This window comes from Georgenia sp. G2120 (genome assembly GCF_055326485.1).
In genome coordinates this window covers 190,221-213,469 of the sequence record NZ_JBUZNL010000005.1, presented here as the reverse complement: position 1 = coordinate 213,469, position 23,249 = coordinate 190,221, and the positions used below count along the sequence as shown (strand labels likewise).

Below are 23,249 nucleotides of genomic sequence, written 5' to 3'. Positions count from 1 at the left end.
TTGTGTCCGGGTTGGGCATTGTAGAGGGTGTAGCGACCCCTGTGTCCCCCCCCACCGCGGCGGGATCATCGGGGGTGGGTCAACGCGGGATCAGGCCGCGCCCTCGAGCGCGTCCGCGAAGTCGTTGAGGAACTCGGTGTACGTCTGGATGCCCTCGTTCGTGTAGGTGTCCTCGGGCATGTAGACGATCTGCTCCTCCTCGACGGCCGTGACGCCGGCGAGGGCCTCGGAGCTCGTGAGCATCTCCTGGGCCGGGGTGTAGCCCTCCTCGTCGGCGCCGACGGCGGCGTCGCGGTCCATGACGAGGATCCAGTCGGGGTTCGAGTCGGCGATGGCCTCGACCGAGATGTCGTCGCCCTGGTGGTCGTCGGACGCGTCGTCGATCTCGAGGGCCGGCGTCAGTCCCGCGAAGTCGAAGACCGGGCCGAGGGTGCGGCCGACGGTCGGGGCGAGGTAGCCGATGTTGCCGCCGGAGGTGTTGACGGCCATGACCGTCTGCTCCGGGTCGTACGCCGCGGTCACGCGCTCGACGGCGGCCTCGAACTCCTCGACGAGCGTGGCGGCCTCGTCCTGGTGGCCGAAGATCTCGCCGAGCTGGGTGACCTGGCGGATGAGCTCCTCGTCGAACGGCTCGCCGTCGCGCGGGTCGAGGTCGGTGACGAGGGCATCGGGCGCGAGCTCGGCGAAGTCCGCGGCGTACTGCGTGAACCGCTGGCCGTTGATGATGATGTCCGGGTCGGCGACGACCACGGACTCGAGGTCGGGCTCGCGGTGGCTGCCGAGGTCGACGATGTCGTCCTGGTTGGGGAACGACACCGTGTCGGGCATGAGGGAGACCGCGGCGGCGGTGGGCTCGATGCCCCAGTCGGCCAGCGTCTCGAAGCTGCGGTTGTCCGTGACGACGATCGACTCGGGAGCGGCGTCGAGTGTGTGCGTGCCGTTGTTGTCCTCGAACTCGATGGCGCCGCCCGCGGCGGAGTCGTCGGAGTCGGAGTCGGAGCCGGAGTCCGAGCCGGAGTCGGCGGAACCCGACTCGTCGGATCCGGCGGCGTCGTCGGACCCGGCCTCGGACTCCGCGTCGTCGCCGTCCTCCTCGGGGGCCGACTCGCTCGTGGCGTCACCGTCGGCGGACTCGCTCGTCTCGTCGTCGGAGGACGAGCAGGCGGCGGTCGCGAGCAGGGCGAACGCGGCGGTCCCGCCGATCAGGGTGCGGCGCAGGGTGGTCATGAGGTCTCCATCGTTCTGGGAAGCGGTCCCCACCACGTGAGGTAAGGCGACCCTAATCGACAATTACGCAAGACCGAAGGGATGGAATAGGCGAAAGGCGCGCGGATTTCGAGATCCACGTCACGACGGACGGGAGTCGTCCAGGCGTTGACGCGTCCAGGAGTGCGCGCACCCGGTCGCGGCGCTGCTGAGGACCGGGGCGCTACTCCCCCGGCTGCTCGTCCGCCTTCTCCTCCGAGGCTCCGCCCGAGACCCGGGCACGCGCGGCACCCACGGCCGCGACCGCCCGGCGCTTGCCGGCCAGGGCCGCGGTCAGCGCCCGGTAGAGCACGGGGCGCAGCGGGACGTCCCACGCCCCGGGGACCTCGGTGACCTCGTTCGAGAACTTCGTCTTGAAGTCGCGCACACCCGTCAGGCGGGGCGCGCGGTCGGAGTCGATGCCCATGAGGTCGAACGTCCGGACCCCCTCGGCCTGCAGGGTGGCCGCCATGTGCCAGACGAGCAGGTCGGGCGCACCCGCCCGGCGGCCCGCGTGGCTCGACGCCGCGTAGTAGTAGGTGGCCAGCCCCTCGCCGACCGTGACGATCCCCCAGCACAGGGGCCGACCCTCCCGGTCCCGGACGACGAACAGGCGGCCGTGCTCCGGCCCGAGCGAGTCGAGCATGGTCGTGTACTGGCTCGCCGCGGCGATGCCGAACTCGTCGCGCTCGGCGGTCTCCTCCAGGAGCGCGTAGAGCTCGGCGAAGCCGTCGGCGTCGATGCCCGTCTCCTCGCCGGGCACGAGGTCCTCGTTGCGCCCGGCCTTCCGGACGTCGCGTCGCCCGCGCTTCTTCATCGAGGCGAGCAGCGTGTCGGCGTCGGCGGTGCCGGCGAGGTCGAGGACGACGGTCCGGTCGAAGGTCACGGACTGGAGCAGCTCGTGCAGGTCGTCGGCGCGGTGCCGCGCGTGCAGGCGGACGAACGCCGCGCGAGGCTCCGCGGCGCGCAGCGAGCGGGTGAGCGCCCGGCGGAACGCCCGCTCCGCCTCGGGCGTGTCGGGCGTGAGCCAGATCGGCCCGTGCTTCGCCCACAGGTAGGTAAACCCGCGCCCGCGCAGCCGAGTGAGGGCGAGGACCGCCTGCGGCTCGCCGTCGAGGAGCCACGCAAGGCGCCCCGCGGGCTCGCGGCCCGGCATCGCCTCGTCGTAGGCGTCCCACGCCTCCGACTGCTCGACCGGCAGCTCACCGCCGACACCGGCGACGGCGTCCTCGAGCGCTCCTGGCGTGAGCGGGACGATCTGCGAGCGGGACACGGCACCTCCGGGTGCGTCAGGGGCGGTGGGCGGCTCACGGGCGCCGGACGGGTCACACCATACGCGTCGGCGATAGCCTGTCCCGTGCCCGCAGCCCCGCGAGCACCCACCCACCGGAGGTCACGTGACGCTTCAGCTTCGCCCCAGCGACGACGTCGAGTACCGGCAGCTCACCGCCGACGCCGCGATGCCGGTGGAGCAGACCGTCGAGTGGGACGCGTACGACGCGACCGTGCCCGGGCGCACCCCGTGGGGACGCCTCGTGGCCTGGGAGGGGCGCGACGCCGTCGCCGTCGTCTCCTTCAGCAAGGTCGCCGTGGGCGCCGGTGTCTCGTGGCTCTGGGCCAAGTTCGGACCCGTGTGGCTCGCCGAGCCCACCCCGGAGCGGGAGCGCGCGCTGCGCGACCAGCTCGCGGCGTCGCTGCGCCGGGTGGACCCCGGGATCGCGTTCGTCCGCCTGCACGCCCGGTACGACGACATGGACCTCGTCCCCGTCATGCAGGGCATCACGTTCGACTCGACGGTGGTCGTCGACCTCACCGGCACTCCCGAGGACGTCATGTCCCGGATGAAGAAGCGCGGGCGGCGCGACGTCCGCAAGGCCGAGCGCGAGGAGGGGCTGACCGTCACCGAGGACGCCGGCCTCGACCGCGCCGCGTTCGACGAGCTGTACGCCCTGTTCGAGGAGACCGGCGAGCGCGCGGCGTTCGGCGTGCACCCGGCCGACCGGTACTTCGAGATGATGCGGCTCGTCGGACCCGAGATCATGCGCATGTTCGTCGTGCGCGAGGCCGGGGTCCCGGTCGCGTGGGCCCAGGTCAACGTCATCGGCTCGCACGCGACCTACTCGATCGGCGCGTCCGGCGAGGCGGCCCGCCACTCGGGCGCGCCGGACCTGCTCCAGTGGGAGATCATGCAGCGCCTCCAGGCCGAGGGCGTGACCTCCTACGACCTCGGCGGCGTGGGCTCCGAGGAGTTCGACTCGCTCGCCGGGCTCACGCTGTTCAAGACGAAGTTCCACCCCGACGTCGTCCCCGCCGCCGCCGCGCGCGACCTGCCCGTGCGCACCGCCGTGTACCGCGCCCTCGTCACGGGGCGGGACCTCAAGCAGAGGGCCCGCCGCGGGTTGGCCCGCGTCCGCCGCCGCTGACCGGGCTGTCCTAGAAGCCGGTGTCGGTCGGCCGCGGGTAGTGGGCCGCCAGCGCGCGCAGCTGGTTGATCCCGGCCTGCCGCGCGTAGAGCGCCCGGCGCAGGTTGCGGTCCTTGCGGTAGAGCAGCGGGTTGACGACACCGCGCCGGGCGATGACCCCCAGCACCTCCCGCAGGAGCGCGCGGTCGCGGACGTACCGCGGGAGCACCACCGACGGGACGAAGCCCATGACGCCGCGCCGCTCGGCGACCCGCTCCGGGAGCGCGCGCCCCTCGACCCGGTCGGCGACGAGCGCGGCCATGAGGTTGAGCCCGCCCACGTCGACGAAGTACCCGCCGCGGCCCGCGCGGGGGTTGACGTCGAGCAGCACCCGCCGCCCGTCCCGCGGGTCGATCTTGACGTCGATGCTGAACAGGCCGGTCAGCCCGAGCTCCCCGACCACCCGCCGCGCGTCCTCGAGCAGCTCGGGGTGCTCGCGGACGTAGATGATCCCGGCATTGCCGATGAACCCCGGCTGGTGCAGCCCGAGCAGCACCTGCCCGGTCGCGGCCATCGTCATCCGTCCGGCCTGGTCGACGTACCCGTTGACGACCCAGGTCGTCGTGTCGTCGCCCGGGATCAGCTCCTGCGCGAGGAACGTCCCGGTGAAGCCGGCGGAGCGCACGAGCCGGAGAACCTCGAGCGACTCCTCGTGGTCGGCCACCGGGTAGGCCTTCTTGCGCCCCTCGAAGAAGAGGTTGGCGTAGGTGGTCCCGCCGTCGGCCGGCTTGAGGATGGCCGGCAGCGGGACCTCGGCCAGCGCGCGGCGCCACTCGTCGTCGTCGCCGGGGATCGGGACCTCGACCCCCCGCGGGGTGGCCACGCCGACGGAGGCGGCGACCCGCTCGAGGTTCGCCTTGTCGGACGCGGCCCGCACGAGCTCGGCCGGCGCGAGCCCGACGAGGTAGTGCACCTCGAGGCGCTCGCGGTGGGTGAGCATCATGTCGACGTCCTGGTCCATCGTCGGCATGAGGACGTGCCGTCGGTCCGGGTGGGCGGCCGCGTGCTCGACGAGCCGGTCGAGGACGAGGTCGGTGTCGAGCGTGCCGCCCTTCCCGAGGTAGAGCTGCTCGAGGATCGCGCTGTGGTCGACGGGACCGCGGGGCTGGTTGAGCACGATCGTCGACCGGACGCCGAACGCCTCGTGGAAGGAACGGGCGACCGAGTAGGTGCCGAGGTCGGACCCGAGGACGACGGGACGAAGGTCTGCGTGGCGCACCGAAGGAACTGTGCCACGACCGGCGCGCCGCCGACCACGCGGCGCGCGGCCGCCTAGCCTGTCCGGGTGAGCAGCCAGGGCGGGGATATCCCCGCGGACTTCGAGCGGGCGCTGCTCTCGCTGCGCGAGCCGAGGCTCCGCCGGGAGGTGCACCTCGAGGAGGTGCCCGCGCCCGCGCGTCTCGCCCCGTTCACCGCCGCGCTCACCGCCGAGATCACGTCCTCGCCCGGCGACCTCGACCCCGATGCCTTCCTCGGGCACGGCCGGTTCGTCGTCCTCCACGACCCGGACGGGCAGGAGGCATGGCAGGGCACCTTCCGCGTCGTCGTGCTCGCCCGGGCCCGGCTCGAGGAGGAGATGGGCGCCGACGCGCTGCTCGGCGAGGTCGCCTGGTCGTGGCTGTGCGAGTCGCTCGTGTCCCACGGCGCCGGCTTCAGCCAGCTCTCCGGCACCGTCACCCGCGTCCTGTCCGAGACCTTCGGCGGGCTCGAGCTCGCGGGCGGCGACGTCGAGGTCGAGGTCCGCGCGTCCTGGACCCCCCACACCCCCGAGCTCGGCCCGCACCTCGCGGCCTGGGCAGAGCTCGCCTGCACCGTCGCGGGGCTCGAGCCGGTCCCCGCCGTCGTCACCTCCCTGGCCAGGCGCCGATGAGCGCCGAGCACGAGGGCACGGCCGCGACGACGAGCGGCCCGTCGAGGAACGGGACGACGACGAACGGCCCGACGTCGAACGACGCGGCAACCGACCGCGCGGACGCGCCGCCCCCGCCCGAGCCGCTGACCGAACCCTCCGGCGGCGTGCCCCCGGTCATCGACACCCCCGAGGCCCTCGAGCGCGCCGTCGCGGAGCTCGCCGCGCAGGACGGGGTCGTCGCGGTCGACGCGGAGCGGGCCTCCGGTTTTCGCTACGGGCAGCGGGCGTTCCTCGTCCAGCTGCGCCGGTCCGACGGCGCGATCCACCTCGTCGACCCGATCGCGCTGCCCGACCTCGACGCGCTGGCCGAGGTGGTCAACCCGCTCGAGTGGGTCCTGCACGCCGCGGACCAGGACCTGCCGTGCCTGCGCGACCTCGGCCTGACCCCGGCCTCGCTCTTCGACACCGAGATCGCCGCGCGCCTCCTGGGGCGGGCCCGGGTGGGGCTCGCCGCCGTCGTCGCCGACGAGCTGGGGTACGCGCTCGCCAAGGAGCACTCCGCCGCCGACTGGTCGACCCGCCCGGTGCCCGAGGACTGGCGCCGGTACGCCGCCCTCGACGTCGAGCTGCTCGCCGCCGCGCGCGAGGCCCAGCTCGTCGCCCTCGCCCGCACGGGCCGCCTCGCGTGGGCGCTGCAGGAGTTCGAGCACGAGCGCACCGCTCCTCCCCCGCCGGCCAAGGTCGACCCGTGGCGGCGGACCTCGGGCCTGCAGGAGGTCCGGCGCCCCCGCGGCCTCGCCGTGGCCCGCGCCGTGTGGGAGGCCCGCGAACGACTCGCCCAGGAGCTCGACCGGGCTCCGGGCCGCGTGCTGCCGGCCGCCGCCGTCGTCGCGGCCGCCCGGGAGCTGCCGGAGAGCCGGCACGCGCTCACCTCGCTGCAGGAGTTCTCCGGCAAGGGCACCCGACGACGCGCCGACTACTGGTGGTCCGCCGTCGAGGAGGGGCTCTCCGTGCCCGACGACGCCCTGCCCGCCCGCCGTCCTCCCCGCGACCCGGACGCCCTGCCGCAGCCGCGGTCCTGGGGCGACGCCCGCCCGGACGCCGCGACCCGGCTCGACGCCGTCCGTACCGCGCTGCGTGCCCGGGCCGACGAGATCGGGATCCCCCAGGAGAACCTCCTCGCGCCCGCCGTCCAGCGGCGCGTGGCGTGGGACGGCGCTGCGCCCGCGGAGCTCGACGACGTCCTGCTCTCGCACGGCGCCCGGCCCTGGCAGGTCGAGCAGGCCGGGCCCGTCGTGGCCGCCGCGCTCGCCGAGGCCGCCGCGGGCTGAGGTCAGCCGCGGGCCGAGAGCCGTCACGAGCCCAGGCACGACTCGAACTCGGGCGGTCCTCGGCCGGGGCCCGCCACGGGACCGGCCCCGCCCTGGCCCGAGCCACCCCGCTGTCGCACCGGCCGAACAACCCGGTACCGTGCGTCCCACCTACTTCTTCCAGCGGAGGTCCACGTGCAGCACACCGAGTCGGCCGAGCGCGCGCTCACCGTCACCCGCAGCGATCTGAGCCACGAGCTCGGCACCGTCGCCGTCCTCTCGATCGCCGCCGCCGACCCCTCCCGCCCGGCCACGATCGGTGACCTCGGGCTCGCCCGCCTCACCGAGGCCGTCCGCGAGGTCGATGCGGACGGCCGCGCCGGCACCGTGCAGGCGGTCGTCCTCACCGGGACGGACCGCAGCTTCGTGGCGGGCGCCGATCTCGACCTCCTCGAGTCCGCCGGCAGCCCCGAGACGCTCACCCCGATCGCGGCCGCCGGCCACGTGCTGTCGCACGCGATCCGGGACCTGTCCGTGCCGTCGATGGCCCACCTCACCGGAGTCACCCTGGGCGGCGGCTACGAGATCGCGCTGGCCTGCGGCTACCGGGTCGCCTCGAGCGCGGTCCGGGCGATCGGGCTGCCCGAGACGTCGCTCGGCATCGTGCCGGGCTGGGGCGGCTGCACGCTGCTCCCCCGCCTGGTCGGCCCCGAGACCGCGGCGCGCGTCATCCTCGACCTGCCGGCGAAGGACCGCACGCTCGACGCGGCGGGCGCGCTCGAGGCCGGCCTCGTCGACGCGGTCGTCGAGCCGGGCGACGACCTCGGCCTGGCCGCCGCGATCGACCTGCTCGCCGCCGAGATCGCCGCCTCCCGCGTGAGCGCGGCCCCCGCCGGCGGTCGTCCGGACGCCGACCTCTCGCGCACCACCGAGGCGCTGGGACGCCGGCGCTCCGCCGTCGCCCGTGCGGCCTCCACCGGCAACCCCGCGCCCCAGCGGGCCTGGGAGCTCATCCAGGACTCGGTGACCGCCTCCGTCGCCGACTCGTTCGCCGCCGAGCAGGCGGCGCTCGTCGAGCTCGCCACGGGCGAGGCCGGCCGGTCCTCGATGTACGCGGCCAGGCTGCTGCGCAAGGCCCGGTCGACGGCTCGGTCCGAGGCACGGGCCGCGCGCTCGGGCGGCGACGACGTCCACCGGATCCGTTCCGCGGGCCTCGCCGGCGCGGGGCTCATGGCCGCCCAGCTCGCGCTCCTGCTCGCCTCGCGCCTGCAGGTCCCGGTCGTCATGCGCGATCTCGACGACGAGCGGTGCGCTGCCGGCCTCGCCGCCGTCGACGCCGCGCTGGCGAAGGAGGTCGAGGCGGGCCGCGCCACGGCCGAGGACGCGGCCGCCGTCCGTGGCCTCGTCTCCGCCACCACCGATCTCGGCGACCTCGCCGGCTGCGACCTCGTCATCGAGGCCGTCACCGAGCGGCTCGACGTGAAGAAGGCCGTCCTCGCCGAGCTCGAGGGCGTCGTCGCCGCCGACGCCGTGCTCGCGACGAACACCTCCGCCCTCTCGGTCACGGAGATGGGCGCCGGTCTCGACCACCCGGAGCGGCTCGTCGGGCTGCACTTCTTCAACCCGGTCGGCCGGATGCCGCTCGTCGAGGTGGTGCGGACCGCCGCGACGGACGACGTCACGCACGCGACCGGGCGCGCGGTCGCCGCGGCGGCCGGGAAGATCGCCGTCGACGTCGTCGACGCGCCCGGGTTCGTGGTCAACCGGCTCCTCCTCCGGCTCCTCGCGGAGCTGCTCGGCGCGGTCGAGGACGGGACCCCGCCGGCCGTCGCCGACCGGGCCCTGGACCCGATGGGCCTGCCGATGCGGCCGTTCGCCCTGCTCGACCTCGTCGGCGCCGCCGTCGCCGAGCACGCCATCGGGGCGCTGCGGGAGGGGCTCGGCGACCGCTACCCGGCCTCGCCCGGCCTGCGGTCCCTGGTCACGGACGGCGCGCGGGCGATGACGCCCGACGGCCGCCTGGCCGACGACCTCGCCGCCCGGTTCGGCCAGGACGGCACCGACGCGCCGGACGGGGACGACGACGGCGACCCGGCCGCCGTCACGGAGTCCGGGGTGCTCGACCGCGTGGTCGCGGCTCTCGGCGAGGAGACCCGCCTCCTGCTCGCGGACGGCGTCGTCGCCTCGGAGGACGACGTCAACCTGGCGATGATCCTCGGCGCGGGCTTCCCGCGGCACCGCGGCGGGCTCACGCCGTACCTGCGCAGCGCGGGCGAGCTGCGGTAGCCCGCGCGCCCGAGCTGCTCGGCCGTCGGGCCCGGCGGGCCTTCCCCGCATCCGGTCGGCGATGCCGCGCGCGGCGGGTCCTCACCGGGCGCGCCGCCTCCCTCAGGGTGTCGTCGTGCCTCGCGTGTCGCCCGGGGCACCGGACTCGCGTGCCCCGGCCCGGGTCGCGTCGGCCTCCCGCGCCTCCGACTCGTGGGCGCCGGCCTCGCGGGCGTCGACCCCGCCGCGCCCGGCCGCCACGTGCTCGGCCACGGAGCGCGCGACGTCCTGGGCGCGCAGCCCGGCGGCGGCGACGATCTCCGCGCGGGACGCGTGGTCGAGGAACCGGGGCGCCAGGCCGTGGCTGCGCACCGGGGTGGAGACGTCCGCGCGGGCGAGGGCGTCGCGCAGCGCGGAGCCGACCCCACCGTCGGCGAGCCCGTCCTCGATCGTCACGACGAGCGACACCTCGGCGGCGGCGGCCACGAGCGCGTCCGGCACCGGCAGCACCCAGCGCGGGTCGACGACGCGGGAGCCGATGCCCTGCGCGTCGAGCGCCGCGGCCACCTCGACCGCCGTCCCCGCCATCGAGCCGACGCCGACGACGAGCACGTCCGGCGGGCAGTCGCCGGCCTCGGCGAGCACGTCGAGGCCGTCCACGACGGACAACGCGGGGATCGGGTCCGCGACGCTGCCCTTGGGGTAGCGCACGACGGTCGGGGCGTCGTCGACCTCGACGGCCTCGCGCAGCGCGTGCCGCAGCGTGGCCTCGTCCCGAGGCGCCGCGAGCCGGAGCCCCGGGACCGTGCCGAGCAGCGCGAGGTCCCACATCCCGTTGTGCGACGCGCCGTCGTCGCCGGTGATCCCCGCGCGGTCGAGCATGATCGTGACGCCCGCGCGGTGGAGCGCGGCGTCCATGAGCAGCTGGTCGTACGCACGGTTGAGGAAGGTCGCGTACACGGCGACCACCGGATGGAGGCCGGCGTAGGCCATCCCCGCCGCCGACGTCAGCGCGTGCTGCTCCGCGATCCCGACGTCGATGACCCGCTCCGGCATCTCGACGGCGAGCGGCGCGAGCCCCACCGGCGCGAGCATGGCCGCCGTCAGTGCCACGACGTCGTCCCGCTCCCGGGCGATCCGCACGATCTCGTCCGCGAACACGGCCGTGTACCCGAACCGCGACGGTGCCACCGGCAGGCCGGTCTCGGGGTGGATCTTCCCGACCGCGTGGAAGCGATCGGCGATGTCCGCCTCCGCCGGCTCGTAGCCGCGCCCCTTCTCGGTCTGCACGTGCACGACGACGGGGCCGCCGAACTCCTTCGCCCGCGCCAGCGCCGCCTCGACCTCCTCGAGGTCGTGACCGTCGACCGGGCCGAGGTACTTGAGGCCGAGTGCGCCGAACACGCCGGCGCTCGGCGCCACGACGTCCTTGACCCCGGCCTTCATCGCGTGCAGGGCGTCGTAGGTCATCCGTCCGGGGATGCCGGCGCGCTGGAGGCTCCGGCGTCCCCAACCCAGCACCTTCTCGTAGCCGGGCGCGGTGCGCAGCCCGTCGAGGTGGCGGGCCATACCGCCGATCGTCGGCGCGTAGGAGCGACCGTTGTCGTTGAGGACGACCACGAGGGGACGCTCGGGGCCGTCGGCGATGTTGTTGAGGGCCTCCCAGGCCATGCCGCCGGTCAGCGCGCCGTCCCCGATGACCGCGACCACCGGAGCGTCGTCGCCCGAGACGTAGCGGGCGCGCGAGATGCCCTCGGCCCACGAGAGCGCGGTCGAGGCGTGCGAGTTCTCCACCACGTCGTGCGCCGACTCGGCCCGCGACGGGTAGCCGGACAGCCCGCCGCTCGTGCGCAGCGCGCCGAAGTCCTGCCGGCCCGTGAGCATCTTGTGCACGTAGGACTGGTGCCCCGTGTCGAACACGATCGTCTCGCGCGGGGACTCGAAGACCCGGTGGAGGGCGATCGTCAGCTCGACGACGCCGAGGTTGGGACCGAGATGGCCGCCGGTGCGCGAGACGTTCTCGACGAGGAACTCGCGGATCTCCTTCGCGAGCACGCCGAGCTCGGCGGGGTCGAGGCGCCTGAGGTCCGCGGGCTCACGGATGGACTCCAGCAGGCTCATCGCACTCCTTCTCGGTCGCGGGGATGTCCGGGCCCGACCACTCTAGGCGCGTCGCCACGGCCGGGCGCCGTGATGCGCCGCACCAGCCGCCGCGCGGCGCACCGTGACGGCGGACGCGTCGTCACCCATCCGGACGGCTCCCTGCCCGACGGCGCGTCCGACGTGCACGGCTACGGGGGGCTCGCGTACGCCGTCGGCGGAGTTGTCGACAGCCGCCGTGTGGCGTACGGCACCGGGCGCGTAGCCTGGACCGATGAGCGCCGACGAGGTCGTCCCGCACGTCCGCCCCCACGGCACCTGGCCGTGGCCCGTTCCCGTCAACCGGCTCACCGCCGGCACGCGCGTGGCCGAGCCCCGCCTCGACGACCGGGGCGCCTGGTGGACGGAGCAGCGTCCCGCCGACGGCGGTCGCACGACGCTCGTCCACCGCCCCCTCGAGGGCGAGGTCACCGACCGCGTCGTCACCCGTCCGGACGGCTCCCTGCCGGACGTCGCGTCCGACGTGCACGGCTACGGAGGTCTCGCGTACGCCGTCGGCGGGGGTGTCGTCGTCGTCTCGGACCGCTCCGACTCGCGCCTGCACGGGGTCGTCGACGGGCACGTCCTCACCCCGCTCACGCCCGACGACGGGTCCGCGTGGGGCGACCTCGAGCTCGACCTCGCCCGCGACCGGGTGCTCGCCGTCCGGTCCGCGCCCGGCGCGGACGGCGACCGGCACCGCGCCCAGATCGTCGCCGTCCCGCTCGACGGATCCGCCGCCGACGACCCGGACGTGCTCGACGTCCTGCTCGAGGGCCGTGACTTCCTCACCTCCCCGCGCCTGTCCCCCGCCGGGGACGCGCTCGCGCACGTGGCGTGGGACCACCCCGAGATGCCCTGGACCGGCGGCGAGGTCCTCGTCAGCCTCCTCGACGACGACGGACGCCCCGGACCCTCCGCCCGGATCGCGGGCGGCGCCGGCGTCGCGGCCTCCCAGCCGGTGTGGACGTCGACGGGCGAGCTCGTCCACGCCGACGACTCCACCGGCTGGCAGAACCTCTACCGCACCGAGGCCCCGACGACCGAGGAGCGCCGGAAGCGCGACCTCCACCCCGTCGACTCGGAGTTCGCCCCGCCGCAGTGGGGCCTCGGCCCCCGCACGATCGCCGAGCTCGACGACGAGCACCTCGTGTGCACGTGGGTGACCGACGACCGGTGGCACCTGGGCACCGTGCGGCTCGCCAACGGGGAGGCCGAGGAGTGGGTGACCGGCCTCGAGGCCGTCGGTCCGGTCGCCGCCGGCTTCGGCCGCGTGCTCGCCGTGCTCGCGGGCGCCGACCGGCCGCCCGCGCTGTACGAGCTCCAGGTCGGCGCCGGTCGGTGGGAGCTCGTCGCCGGCGCCGCCACCGGTCCGCTGGCGCCGGGCGACGTCGCGCATGCGCGGTCGGTGGCCTGGACCGGGGACGACGGCGAGGAGGTCCACGGCTTCTACTACCCGCCCACCTCCGAGCGGTACACGGGGCCCGAGGGCGAGCTGCCGCCGCTGGTCGTCGTCAACCACGGCGGCCCGACGGCGTCGACGACCGCGACCTGGAACGGGTCGGTCCAGTCGCTCACCACGCGGGGCATCGCCGTCCTCGACGTCATCCACCGCGGGTCCACCGGTCGCGGCCGCGCGTACGCCGACCGGCTGGACGGGCAGTGGGGGGTCGTCGACGTCGCCGACGTGGCGTCGGGTGCTCGGCACCTCGCGGAGTCCGGGATCGTCGACACGGACCGCATGGCGGTGCGCGGGGCCTCGGCCGGCGGCTACACGACCCTCGCCGCGCTCGCCTTCACCGACGTGTTCAGCGCCGGCATCTCCCGCTACGGGATCGGCGACCTGCGGATGCTCGCCGAGGGCACCCACGACTTCGAGTCGCGCTATCTCGACCGCCTCGTCGGCCCTCTCCCGGAGGCGGCGGCGACCTACGACGAGCGCTCACCGATCAGGCACGTGGACCGGATCACCGCCGCCGTGCTCCTGCTCCAGGGCGACGAGGACCGGGTGGTCCCGCTCGACCAGGCCACCTCGGTCGCCGACGCGCTGCGGGCGGCGGGGCGCGACGTCGAGCTCGTCGTGCTCGAGGGCGAGGGGCACGGGTTCCGCTCGACCGAGGCGATCGTCCGCGCCGCCGAGGCCGAGATCGCCTTCCTCGACCGCGTGTGGGGGCTGTCCGACGGGGCGTGAGCCGCGCGCCTACTCCTCCTCCACCCTCGGGTCCCCGATGACGCCGTGGACGAGCACCCAGCCGGTCTCGCCGTCGACGATGCGCACCGCGTAGGGGCGGTCGACGATCATCTCGGCCCGCTCGGGGGGCTGCGCAACGCCCGACTCCGCGACCGCGATCTCGGTGACGGCGGCCGCGACGACGCCCTCCTCGCCGATCTGCAGGCGGGCCTGCTGGACGGCCTGATCGATGACGTAGCCGTCGCCGGGCAGCATGCGGGACAGGTCGGGAGTCGGACCGAACAGCTCGACGGCGCCGAGCTCGGTGAGCACCGGGGCCAGCCCGAAGCTCGTCTCGACGTCGGCCCGGGGAAGGGCGAGGTCGAGGGCCACCTGGTCCGCCCCGTCCAGTCCGTCGGCGATCGCCGCCCAGTCCTGCGCCGTGAGCTCCGCCGGCGCCGTCCCTTCGCCCGGCAGCACGACCTCGAGGCTCAGCCCGTCGAGCAGCGGGAGGCTCGTCGCCTGGTGACCGTCGACCTCGGCGTACGTCAGCGGGGCCTCGGTGTGCATCGTCGGCACCTCGACGACCTCGCCGCCCGCGAGCGTGAAGCCGTCGTCGGTGGTGGCCGCCTCGTCGAACCGGTCGAGCCACGCCGACGCGACGAGCATCGCGTCCTGCAGGACGAGCACCGTGTCGGCCCTGGCGTCGATCCCGCTCTCCTCGACGAGCTCGGCCGTGTGGAGGCGGACCCACTCGTCGAGGACGTCCTGCATCTCGTCCGGGCTGCTCGTCGCGACCACACCCGCGCCGAGTCGGTGGGAGACCGTGTCGAGCCAGTCCTGCTCGGGGACGACGTCGTCGCGCAGGACCACCTGGTTGGCCGTGTGAAGGATCGCGTGGTCGGGCAGCGGGTCGAGCACGATCGTGGCGGGGTCCTGGTCGAGGTCGGCCCGCTCTGCCCGCAGCGCCTGGATCGCCTCGAGAGCGCCGTCGACGTCCGACCCGAGCAGCTCCTCGACCTCGGAGCGGGTCTCCCCGTCGCTCCCTGCACCCACCATCGCGAGAGCGGTCGCCAGGCTCGAGGGCGAGACGACGAGGGTGTCCTGGTCCTGGTCGGCGAGGACCTCCGCGACGACGTCGGCGCCGAGCGCGGCCGTCGCGGCGAGGTGGGCGTTGAGCGCGGTCGCGTCGGCGAGCGCGACGGGTGCAGGCTGTCCCGCGGGCTCCCCCGTCGGCGAGAGATCGGTGGCGCCGCCGGCGCCCGCGGGCCCGTCCGACGGCGCGGCACCGTCCGACGGCGCGGCACCGTCCGAGGGCGCGGCACCGTCCGAGGGCGCGCCCGGGGGACCCGCGGTCGAGGAGCCGGTGGCATCGCCGGACCCGGCGTCGTCGTCCGTCCCCGGTTCTCCCGACCCGCAGGCGGCGAGGGCGAGGAGCGGGAGGGCGGCGGCGGCCGCGACGGCGCGGCGACGGGTCGACATGGCCCGGACGGTACGCGTCCGGGGTCACCTTCCGGTCACGGGGCGGCGTCCCACCGGATGCGGTCCGCGCGGAGCGCCGATCGGCCGGGCGCGGGCCGGGCGCCCCCGGGCTACCCCTCGCCGCGTGGGTCCGCGACGACGGCGTGGACGAGCACCCACCCGGTCTCGCCGTCGACGACGCGCAGCGCGTAGGGCCGGTCGACGATCAGCTCCCGGGTCTCGGGCGGGGGCGGGATCGCGCCGGCGGCGTCGGTCTCGCTGACCGCCGCGGCCACCACGCCCTGCTCCGTCACCTCGAGGGTGGCCTGCTGGACGGCCTCGTCGACGAACGCGCCCTCGAAGATGCCGCCGAGCTCACCGCCGCCGTCGGCGAACGACTCGGCACCGAGTCCGGGCAGGGCGGACATGAGGTTCGTCGTCGTGGCGAGGTCGGCGCGCGGGAGACCGAGGTCGACGAGCGCCTCGTCCCCCGAGGTCAGCGCGTCGTCGAGGGCGTTCCAGTCCTCGGCCGTCAGCTCGCTCGGCGCGGTCCCCTCGGCCGGGAGGACGACCTGGACGTCGAGCCCGCCCTCGAGGTCGAGGCTGGTCGCCGTCGCGACCTCGGTCTCCGCCCACGGCAGGGGCCGCTCCGCCCGCATCGTCGGCACCGTGACCTCCGAGCCGTCGGCGAGGGTGAACGGGAGGTCCTCGGTGGCCGACCCGGAGAACCGAGGCTCGAAGGACGCGTGCAGGAGGACGGCGTCCTGGACGACGAGGCCCGTGCTCGCGTCCGGGGTGATCGCACTCTCCTCGACGAGCCCGCCGGTGTGCAGGGCCACCCACTCGTCGAGCAGCCCCGGTAGCTCGTCCGGCGATGCCTCGACGACCTCCGCGCCGAGGCCCTCGACAGAGGTCAGCCACGCGTCGCCGGGAGTCACGCCCTCGCGGACGGCGACCTGGTCGGCGAGGTGGAGCACGGGCGAGTCCGGCCACGGGTCGAGGTCGCCGGCGGCCGGGTCGACCTCGAGATCCGCCCGGACCGCCCGAAGGTCGCCGATCGAGGCGAGGACGTCCGACGAACCACCGCCGAGCAGGGTCTCGAGCTCGGCGAGCGTCTCGCCCTCCGCCCCGGCGGCAAGGATCGCCAGCGTGGTCGCGGCGGAGGCCGGCGAGACCACGAGCGACTCGTCCTCGGCGGTCGCGGCGAGCTCGGCACCGAGGTCGGAGACGGCGGCCACGTGCGCGTCGAGCGCGGCGGGGTCCGCGGGCTCGTCGTCGGAGGGGTTCTCGTCGTCGGAGGGAGTCTCGTCACCCTGCGTCGACGTCGATTCCTCGGAGCCGTCCTCGTCCTCGCCGCCGGCGCAGGCGGCGAGGACGAGCGCGAGGCCGGTCGCGAGGACGGCGGGCGGAAGTGCGCGGGAGGATCGCATGGGCCGACGGTAGGTGCGCCGGATCAATGCGCACGGGCGCACGGACGGGGAGGTCCGCCCTCCCCCGCGCAGGTGGGCCGTCGTCGGCCGCGCCGGCGCCCCGGACCTGGGCGCGTCGATCCCGACCGGACGCACCGCGGCCCCGACCCGAGAGGGCCGGGGCCGCGTGCGACCGGACCTGCTGCGTCAGGCGGCGACGAGCGAGCGCAGCACGTACTGCAGAATGCCGCCGTTGCGGTAGTAGTCCGCCTCGCCGGGGGTGTCGATGCGGACGACCGCGTCGAACTCCACGACCTCGCCGGACTCCTTGGCGGCGCTCACGTGGACGGTCTTCGGCGTCGTGCCGTCGTTGAGGGCGGTGACGCCCGAGATGTCGAACGTCTCGGTCCCGTCGAGCCCGAGCGTCTCGGCGCTCTCGCCCTCGGGGAACTGGAGCGGGAGGACGCCCATGCCGATGAGGTTCGAGCGGTGGATGCGCTCGAAGCTCTCGGTGATGACGGCGCGGACGCCGAGGAGCGCCGTGCCCTTGGCCGCCCAGTCGCGCGACGAGCCCGAGCCGTACTCCTTGCCGCCGAGGATGACGAGCGGGACGCCCGCGGCCTGGTAGGCCTGGGAGGCGTCGAAGATCGTCTCCTGCTCGCCGGTGAGGAGGTTCTTGGTGAACCCGCCCTCGACGCCGTCGAGCAGCTGGTTCTTCAGGCGGATGTTGGCGAAGGTGCCGCGGATCATCACCTCGTGGTTGCCGCGGCGCGAGCCGTAGGAGTTGAAGTCCTTGCGGTCGATGCCGTGCTCCGCGAGGTACTTCCCGGCCGGCGAGTCGGCCTTGATCGACCCGGCCGGCGAGATGTGGTCGGTCGTCACGGAGTCGCCGAGCTTGGCCAGCACGCGGGCGCCGGCGATGTCGGTGACGGGCTCCGGGGTGGCCGGCATGCCCTCGAAGTACGGGGGCTTGCGGACGTAGGTGGACTCGGGGTCCCACGCGAACGTCGAGCCGTCCGGGGTCTCGAGGCTGCGCCAGCGCTCGTCACCCGTGAAGACGTCGGCGTAGTCCTCGGTGAACATGTCCGAGCTGACCGACTCCGTGATCGTGCGCTCGACCTCCTCCGGCGAGGGCCAGATGTCGGCGAGGAAGACGTCGTTGCCGGTCGGGTCCTGGCCGAGCGGCTCGGAGTCGAAGTCGAAGTCCATCGTCCCGGCCAGGCCGTAGGCGATGACCAGCGGCGGGGAGGCCAGGTAGTTCATCTTGACGTCGGGGTTGATGCGCCCCTCGAAGTTGCGGTTTCCCGAGAGCACCGACGCCACCGCGAGGTCGTTCTCGTTGACCGCCGCGGAGATCTCCTCGGGCAGCGGGCCCGAGTTGCCGATGCAGGTGGTGCAGCCGTAGCCCACGAGGTGGTAGCCGAGCTCCTCGAGGTAGGGCCACATGCCGGCCTTGTCGTAGTAGCCGGTGACGACCTTCGAGCCCGGCGCCATCGAGGTCTTGACCCAGGGCTTGACCTGCAGGCCCTTCTCGACGGCGTTCTTGGCGAGGATGCCGGCCGCCATCATGACGGACGGGTTCGAGGTGTTGGTGCACGACGTGATCGAGGAGATGACGACGGCGCCGTGGTCGAGCTCGGTCGTCCGGCCGTCGGCGAGGGTGACCTCGACGTTGGCGTGCGGGCGGTGGTAGCCCGCCGGGACGGCGCCCGAGTGCTGCGGGTGCCCGAGGTCCGAGGACGAGTCGTGCGCGTCGTGCGACGGCGCGTCCGAGGCCGGGAACGTGTCGGCGAGCTCCTTGTCCTGCGGGCTCTTCTCGATGTCGTGGCCGTTGACCACGTAGTTCTTGAGGTCGCCGGCGAACTGGCCCTTCGACTCGGTCAGCGCGATGCGGTCCTGGGGACGCTTCGGGCCGGCGATGGACGGGACGACCGACGAGAGGTCGAGCTCGAGGTACTCGGAGTAGACCGCCTCGCGCGAGGGGTCGTGCCACATCCCCTGCTCCTTGGCGTACGCCTCGGCGAGCGCGACCTGCTGCTCGTCGCGGCCGGTCAGGCGCATGTAGTCGAGCGTGACCTCGTCGATCGGGAAGATCGCGGCGGTCGAGCCGAACTCCGGGGACATGTTGCCGATGGTGGCGCGGTTGGCGAGCGGGACCTGGGACACGCCGTCGCCGTAGAACTCGACGAACTTGCCCACCACGCCGTGGCTGCGCAGCATCTCGGTGATCGTCAGCACGACGTCCGTGGCGGTCGCACCGGACGGGATCGAGCCGGAGAGCTTGAAGCCGACCACGCGCGGGATGAGCATCGAGACGGGCTGGCCGAGCATCGCGGCCTCGGCCTCGATGCCGCCGACGCCCCAGCCGAGGACGCCGAGGCCGTTGACCATCGTGGTGTGGGAGTCGGTGCCGACGCAGGTGTCGGGGTAGGCGCGCAGCACGCCGTCGACCTCGCGCGGCATGACGACGCGGGCGAGGTACTCGATGTTGACCTGGTGGACGATGCCGGTTCCCGGCGGGACCACCTTGAAGTCGTCGAACGCCGACTGGCCCCAGCGCAGGAACTGGTAGCGCTCGCCGTTGCGCTCGTACTCGATCTCGACGTTGCGCTCGAACGCGTCGGAGCGGCCGAACACGTCGATGACGACGGAGTGGTCGATGACGAGCTCGGCGGGCGCGAGCGGGTTGATCTTGTCGGGGTCGTCCCCGAGCTCGGCGACGGCCTCGCGCATCGTGGCGAGGTCGACGACGCAGGGCACACCGGTGAAGTCCTGCATGAGCACGCGGGCCGGCGTGAACTGGATCTCGACGCTCGGGTCCGCCGCGGCGTCCCAGCTCGCGAGCGCGCGGACCTGGTCCGCGGTGATGTTTGTGCCGTCCTCGGTGCGCAGGAGGTTCTCGGCCAGCACCTTGAGGCTGTACGGGAGCTTCTCGAGCCCCTCGACGGCGTCCAGGCGGAAGATCTCGTACTCCGTGCCGCCGACGTCGAGCGTCGCGCGGGAACCAAAGCTGTCCAGGCTCATGTTCTCTCCTCGGGTTGTCAGCTGTCCGGCGCCCTCACCGCCGACCCACCCATGGTGTCAGACGTCGACACGCAGGGACGGAAGTTATCTCGACGTCAAGATACTTCGTGGCGGCGCGTCGTGTCCAACCGGCGCGCGGTCTCGGCGAGAGTGCGGTTCAGGTCGGGGTCCTCGACGAGAGTGCGGTCGGTGGCCGGCGAGGAACAGCCGCACCCGTCGAGAGTGCGGTTCACGCGCCCCTCACCCGCCCTCTCGACACGGGTCGACGGGAAAGATCAGGCCCGGACGAGCGAGACGGCGGCCTCGAGGTGGTGCGTGTGGGGAAAGAGGTCGAGGGCGACGACCCGCTCGGCGACGTACCCGGCCGACCGCGCGGCCGCGAGGTCCCGCGCGAGGGCCGCCGGGTCGCAGGCGACGTGGACGATCCGCCGCGGTCCCAGGTCGGCGACCGCCGACATCACGTCGGCCCGGGCCCCGGCACGCGGCGGGTCGAGGACGACGGTCCCGCCCGCCGCCCACTCCGGCTCACGGCCGAGCGCGGCGACCGAGCCCGCGTCGACCGCGCCGCTCAGAGGTCGCGCCCAGGGGGTACCCACGAGGTTCGCGCGCGCGTCGTCGACGGCGCCGGGCGCGCCCTCGAGCGTGAGGACGCCTCCGTCCGGGCCGACGGCTCGGGCGAGGGCGGCGCTCAGCAGGCCGGCACCGGAGTACAGCTCGAGCACGCGCGTGCCGTCGAGGGCGGCGCGAACCGCGTCCGCACGAACCTTGTCGGCGCGGGCGTCCTCGTCGGTCCCTGCCGGTCCGGCCGCCGCGTCCCGCTCCCCCGGTGGACGCTCCCCCGGTGCGCGCTGCCCCGCGGCGTGGTCCGATCCGTGCGCGGTCCCGGCCTCGTCCGGCAGCCACGCGGCCGGGTCGGGCAGCCGGGGCGCGACTCCGGCGGCGAGGGCCAGCACCACCTCGACCAACGTGGCCGGGGCGGCGTGGTGCACCTGCCAGAACCCGTCGGCCGCCACCGTGAGGTCGAGCGGACCGAGCACGGTCGGCACGGTCTCGGCGACCCGGGGTCCGCCCCGGAGGGCGCGCCCGTCGACGAGCACGCGGGGTTCGGCGTCGGGCCCCGTCCCTGATCCGACGACGGCGCGCACCCGCGCGCCGGGATCCACACGCAGGTCGGACAGCAGCGCGGGGGCGTCGAGCCTGGGGTCCGCGAGCGGCAGGCGCGCGAGCGGGAGGACCTCGTCGCCGCGGTACCGGTGCATCCCGAGGCGGCCGTCCGCCGCGCCCGTCAGCTCGACCCGCGTGCGGGTCCCGGGCTGCGCGGGGTCGGCGACGGCGCGGACCGCGGTGGAGCCCTCGGCGGCCGCGACGTCGCCGGCCACCTGCTCCCCGCCGATCCTTCGCAGCGAGTCGTCGAGGACCGCGGTCTTCCAGTCGAGCTGGGCCGCCGGGGCCACGTGCCCGAGGTCTCCCCCGCCGACGCCCCCGGGCCCGGCCTCGGGCCACACGTGCCGCACGCGCGTGCGGGCCGGCTCGATCACCTCCACGGCGTCGGCGAACCACACGCGGGACCGGCGCGCCGTCACCGCGACCCGCACCACCTCGCCCGGCACCGCGTGGCGCACGAGGGTGACGACGGACCCCACGCGCCCGACGACGAACCCCCCGTGCGCGGGGCTCCCCACCGCGACGGGGTCGTCGAGGAGCTCCGCCACGGCATCGGGCGCCGGACCACCGCGTCCGCGACCGAACGAGCCCGAGCCGCCGGGGCGACCCCGACGCGCCCCACCCGGGCGACGGCCGCCGCGGCCATCGCCACGACCACCGGCCCTGCTCCGGCCCGTCCCGCGGAAACCACCGCGGAAACCACCGCGGCCGCCACCGGCCCGGTCGTCCCGCGCGCCGCGCGCGTCGTCGTCGTCGTCAGCCACGGTGGACCTCCTGGTCGCCGATCTCGTCGGCGCTCGAGAGCTGGAACGGGACGGTCGCGACCACCACGCCGGGCACGAGCCGGAGCCGGTCGTGCAGCCGCTTCGCGGAGCCGTTGTGCAGCAGCCGGTGCCGCGCACGGCGCACGACGTACTCGGGGACGTACACGACGACGATCTCCCGCGGGGACGCCCGGCGCACGGCCCGGACGTGCTCGAGGACCGGCTCGGTGACGTCCCGGAACGGCGCGTCGAGGACGGTGAGCGGGACGGGGACCCGCACCTCGTCCCACCGCCGGCGCAGTTCGTCGGTCGACACCTGGTCGAGGAGCACCGTCACCGCCTCGAGGGTCGAGGGGCGGGTCGCCCGTGCGTACGCCAGCGCCCGCGCGGTCGGCTGGTTGAGGGTGGAGACGAGGACGATCGCGTGCACCCGGGCCGGGAGCGAACGCGCCTCCGTGTCCGCCGGCACGGCCACCCGGCGCGCGACGTCGTCGTAGTGCCTGCGCACGGCCCCCATGAGCAGGAACACGAGCGCGATGAGCAGCACCGTGATCCAGGCGCCCCGCGTGAACTTCGTGACGAGCACGACGACGAGGACGAGCCCCGTGAGCACGGCACCGACCACGTTGATCGCCCTCGAGCGCCGGGCGGCCGCTCGCAGACCGGGGTCCTGCTCGGTGCGCAGGACCCCGCGCCAGTGCCGGACCATGCCCGTCTGCGCGAGCGTGAAGGAGACGAAGACGCCGACGATGTAGAGCTGGATGAGCCGGGTGACGTCCGCCTGGAGGGCCACGACGAGGACGGCGGCCGCGGCGGCCAGCGCGAGGATGCCGTTGGAGTACGTGAGCCGGTCGCCGCGGGTGTGCAGGCGGCGCGGCAGCAGCCCGTCGCGCGCGAGCACGGACGCGAGCACGGGGAAGCCGTTGAACGCCGTGTTGGCGGCGAGAAGGAGGATCGCACCCGCGACGACGGCGACGAGCGCGACGAGCGGCGTCCACCCGCCCAGCACGGAGTCGGCGATCTGCACGATGGCGGGGTCCTGGTGGTAGGTCGGCCCCACTGGCACGCCGTCGCGGAGGAGCTGCTCGGCGGGGCGCTCGACCACCCGGACGTCGATCGCCGTGGCGAGCCAGATGATGGACATGAGCATCGCCGAGGAGATGCCGCCCAGCAGCAGGAGGGTCGTCGCGGCGTTCTCCGAGCGGGGTCGGCGGAAGTTCGGCACGCCGTTGGCGACGGCCTCGACCCCGGTGAGCGCGGCGCACCCGGAGGTGAAGGCGCGCAGCACGAGGAACGCGCCACCGAGCGTGGCGATCGCCTGGTCGTGCGCGGGGTCCGGGACGACCGTGAGGCTCGCGGTCGCGGCGTCGGGCAGGCCCGCACCGACCAGCTCCCGGACGGCGCCGACGACGGCGAGGCCGCCGACCGAGGCCATGAACAGGTAGAAGGGCACGGCGATCACCCGCCCGGACTCGCGCACGCCGCGCAGGTTGAGCAGGGCGAGCAGCGCGACGAGCGCCACGGCGAGCGGGACGCGGTACGGCTGCAGCCAGGGCACGGCCGAGGCGAGGTACTGGACGCCGGAGGAGATCGACACGGCGACCGTGAGGACGTAGTCGACGAGCAGCGCGGAGCCGACACCGCGGCCGGCGCGCGGTCCGAGGTTCGTCGTCACGACCTCGTAGCCGCCCCCGCCCGAGGGGTAGGCGCGCACGGTCTGCCGGTAGGACAGGACGACGACGACCATGACGACGACGACCGCCAGGCCCACGGCGGGCGACAGCGCGGTGGCGGCGACCCCCGCGAGGGCGAGCGTCAGCAGGATCTCGTCGGGCGCGTACGCCACGGACGACAAGGCGTCGGAGGAGAACAGCGGGAGCGCGAGCCGCTTGGGCAGGAGCGTCCCACCGAGGCGTTCGGTGCGCACCGGGCGACCCACGACCAGCCGCTTGAGCGCCGAGGCGAGGTCGGGCACGCGGTCGAT

General features: G+C 74.7%; 14 protein-coding genes. 5 read left to right on the top strand and 9 right to left on the bottom strand.

The annotated features are described in order from the left end of the window. Positions 1-90: 90 nt before the first annotated feature. Both ACZLMO_RS08135 and ACZLMO_RS08130 read right to left on the bottom strand, forming a co-directional pair. Positions 91-1,227, bottom strand: coding sequence for a siderophore ABC transporter substrate-binding protein (locus ACZLMO_RS08135; RefSeq protein ID WP_463653437.1), 1,137 nt, complete (start codon positions 1,225-1,227; stop codon positions 91-93). A 202-nt stretch (positions 1,228-1,429) separates the two neighbouring features. Beyond that, positions 1,430-2,518: a lipid II:glycine glycyltransferase FemX gene (locus ACZLMO_RS08130; protein ID WP_463653436.1), complete on the bottom strand. Its 1,089-nt coding sequence runs from the start codon at positions 2,516-2,518 to the stop codon at positions 1,430-1,432. Positions 2,519-2,642: 124 nt separating this feature from the next. On the opposite strand from ACZLMO_RS08130, the gene ACZLMO_RS08125 reads away from it, so the two are divergent. Next, positions 2,643-3,668: a lipid II:glycine glycyltransferase FemX gene (locus tag ACZLMO_RS08125; protein ID WP_463653435.1), complete on the top strand. Its 1,026-nt coding sequence runs from the start codon at positions 2,643-2,645 to the stop codon at positions 3,666-3,668. Positions 3,669-3,678: 10 nt separating this feature from the next. On the opposite strand, the gene ACZLMO_RS08120 is transcribed toward ACZLMO_RS08125, so the two are convergent. After that, on the bottom strand, positions 3,679-4,926 hold the full coding sequence (locus tag ACZLMO_RS08120) for a carboxylate--amine ligase (protein ID WP_463653434.1): 1,248 nt from the start codon (positions 4,924-4,926) through the stop codon (positions 3,679-3,681). Between the two features lie 66 nt (positions 4,927-4,992). Here ACZLMO_RS08120 and ACZLMO_RS08115 point away from each other — a divergent pair, with 66 nt between their 5' ends. The 3 genes from ACZLMO_RS08115 (at position 4,993) to ACZLMO_RS08105 (ending at position 9,155) form a co-directional block, all read left to right on the top strand. Then, the gene (locus ACZLMO_RS08115; protein WP_463653433.1) at positions 4,993-5,577 is read left to right on the top strand and encodes a DUF3000 domain-containing protein; all 585 of its coding nucleotides are present in this window, start codon (positions 4,993-4,995) and stop codon (positions 5,575-5,577) included. Further along, entirely contained in the window at positions 5,574-6,890 is a 1,317-nt protein-coding gene (locus ACZLMO_RS08110; RefSeq protein ID WP_463653432.1) for a ribonuclease D, read from the top strand. Before ACZLMO_RS08115 ends, ACZLMO_RS08110 begins: the two co-directional genes overlap by 4 nt. Positions 6,891-7,064: 174 nt before the next feature. After that, positions 7,065-9,155 (top strand): 3-hydroxyacyl-CoA dehydrogenase NAD-binding domain-containing protein, encoded by a 2,091-nt coding sequence (locus ACZLMO_RS08105; protein WP_463653431.1) that lies wholly within the window; start codon positions 7,065-7,067, stop codon positions 9,153-9,155. A gap of 102 nt (positions 9,156-9,257) precedes the next feature. On the opposite strand, the gene dxs is transcribed toward ACZLMO_RS08105, so the two are convergent. Beyond that, positions 9,258-11,255 (bottom strand): 1-deoxy-D-xylulose-5-phosphate synthase, encoded by a 1,998-nt coding sequence (gene dxs, locus ACZLMO_RS08100; RefSeq protein WP_425713371.1) that lies wholly within the window; start codon positions 11,253-11,255, stop codon positions 9,258-9,260. 253 nt (positions 11,256-11,508) lie between these two features. On the opposite strand from dxs, the gene ACZLMO_RS08095 reads away from it, so the two are divergent. Next, complete coding sequence (locus ACZLMO_RS08095; protein ID WP_463653430.1) at positions 11,509-13,464, top strand: alpha/beta hydrolase family protein; 1,956 nt, start codon at positions 11,509-11,511, stop codon at positions 13,462-13,464. Positions 13,465-13,473: 9 nt separating this feature from the next. Here the strand turns inward: ACZLMO_RS08095 and ACZLMO_RS08090 are convergent, their stop codons facing one another. The 5 genes from ACZLMO_RS08090 to ACZLMO_RS08070 form a co-directional block, all read right to left on the bottom strand. Then, positions 13,474-14,925: a serpin family protein gene (locus ACZLMO_RS08090; RefSeq protein ID WP_463653429.1), complete on the bottom strand. Its 1,452-nt coding sequence runs from the start codon at positions 14,923-14,925 to the stop codon at positions 13,474-13,476. A 110-nt stretch (positions 14,926-15,035) separates the two neighbouring features. After that, positions 15,036-16,334 carry a serpin family protein gene (locus ACZLMO_RS08085; RefSeq protein ID WP_463653428.1) on the bottom strand — a complete coding sequence of 433 codons (1,299 nt, stop codon included), beginning with the start codon at positions 16,332-16,334 and terminating at the stop codon, positions 15,036-15,038. 186 nt (positions 16,335-16,520) lie between these two features. Next, positions 16,521-19,337: an aconitate hydratase gene (locus tag ACZLMO_RS08080; RefSeq protein ID WP_463653427.1), complete on the bottom strand. Its 2,817-nt coding sequence runs from the start codon at positions 19,335-19,337 to the stop codon at positions 16,521-16,523. Positions 19,338-19,612: 275 nt separating this feature from the next. Then, entirely contained in the window at positions 19,613-21,265 is a 1,653-nt protein-coding gene (locus tag ACZLMO_RS08075) for a class I SAM-dependent RNA methyltransferase (RefSeq protein WP_463653426.1), read from the bottom strand. Beyond that, positions 21,258-23,240, bottom strand: coding sequence for an APC family permease (locus ACZLMO_RS08070; protein WP_463653425.1), 1,983 nt, complete (start codon positions 23,238-23,240; stop codon positions 21,258-21,260). The genes ACZLMO_RS08075 and ACZLMO_RS08070 overlap by 8 nt, the downstream gene beginning before the upstream one ends. Between the last annotated feature and the right edge of the window lie 9 nt (positions 23,241-23,249).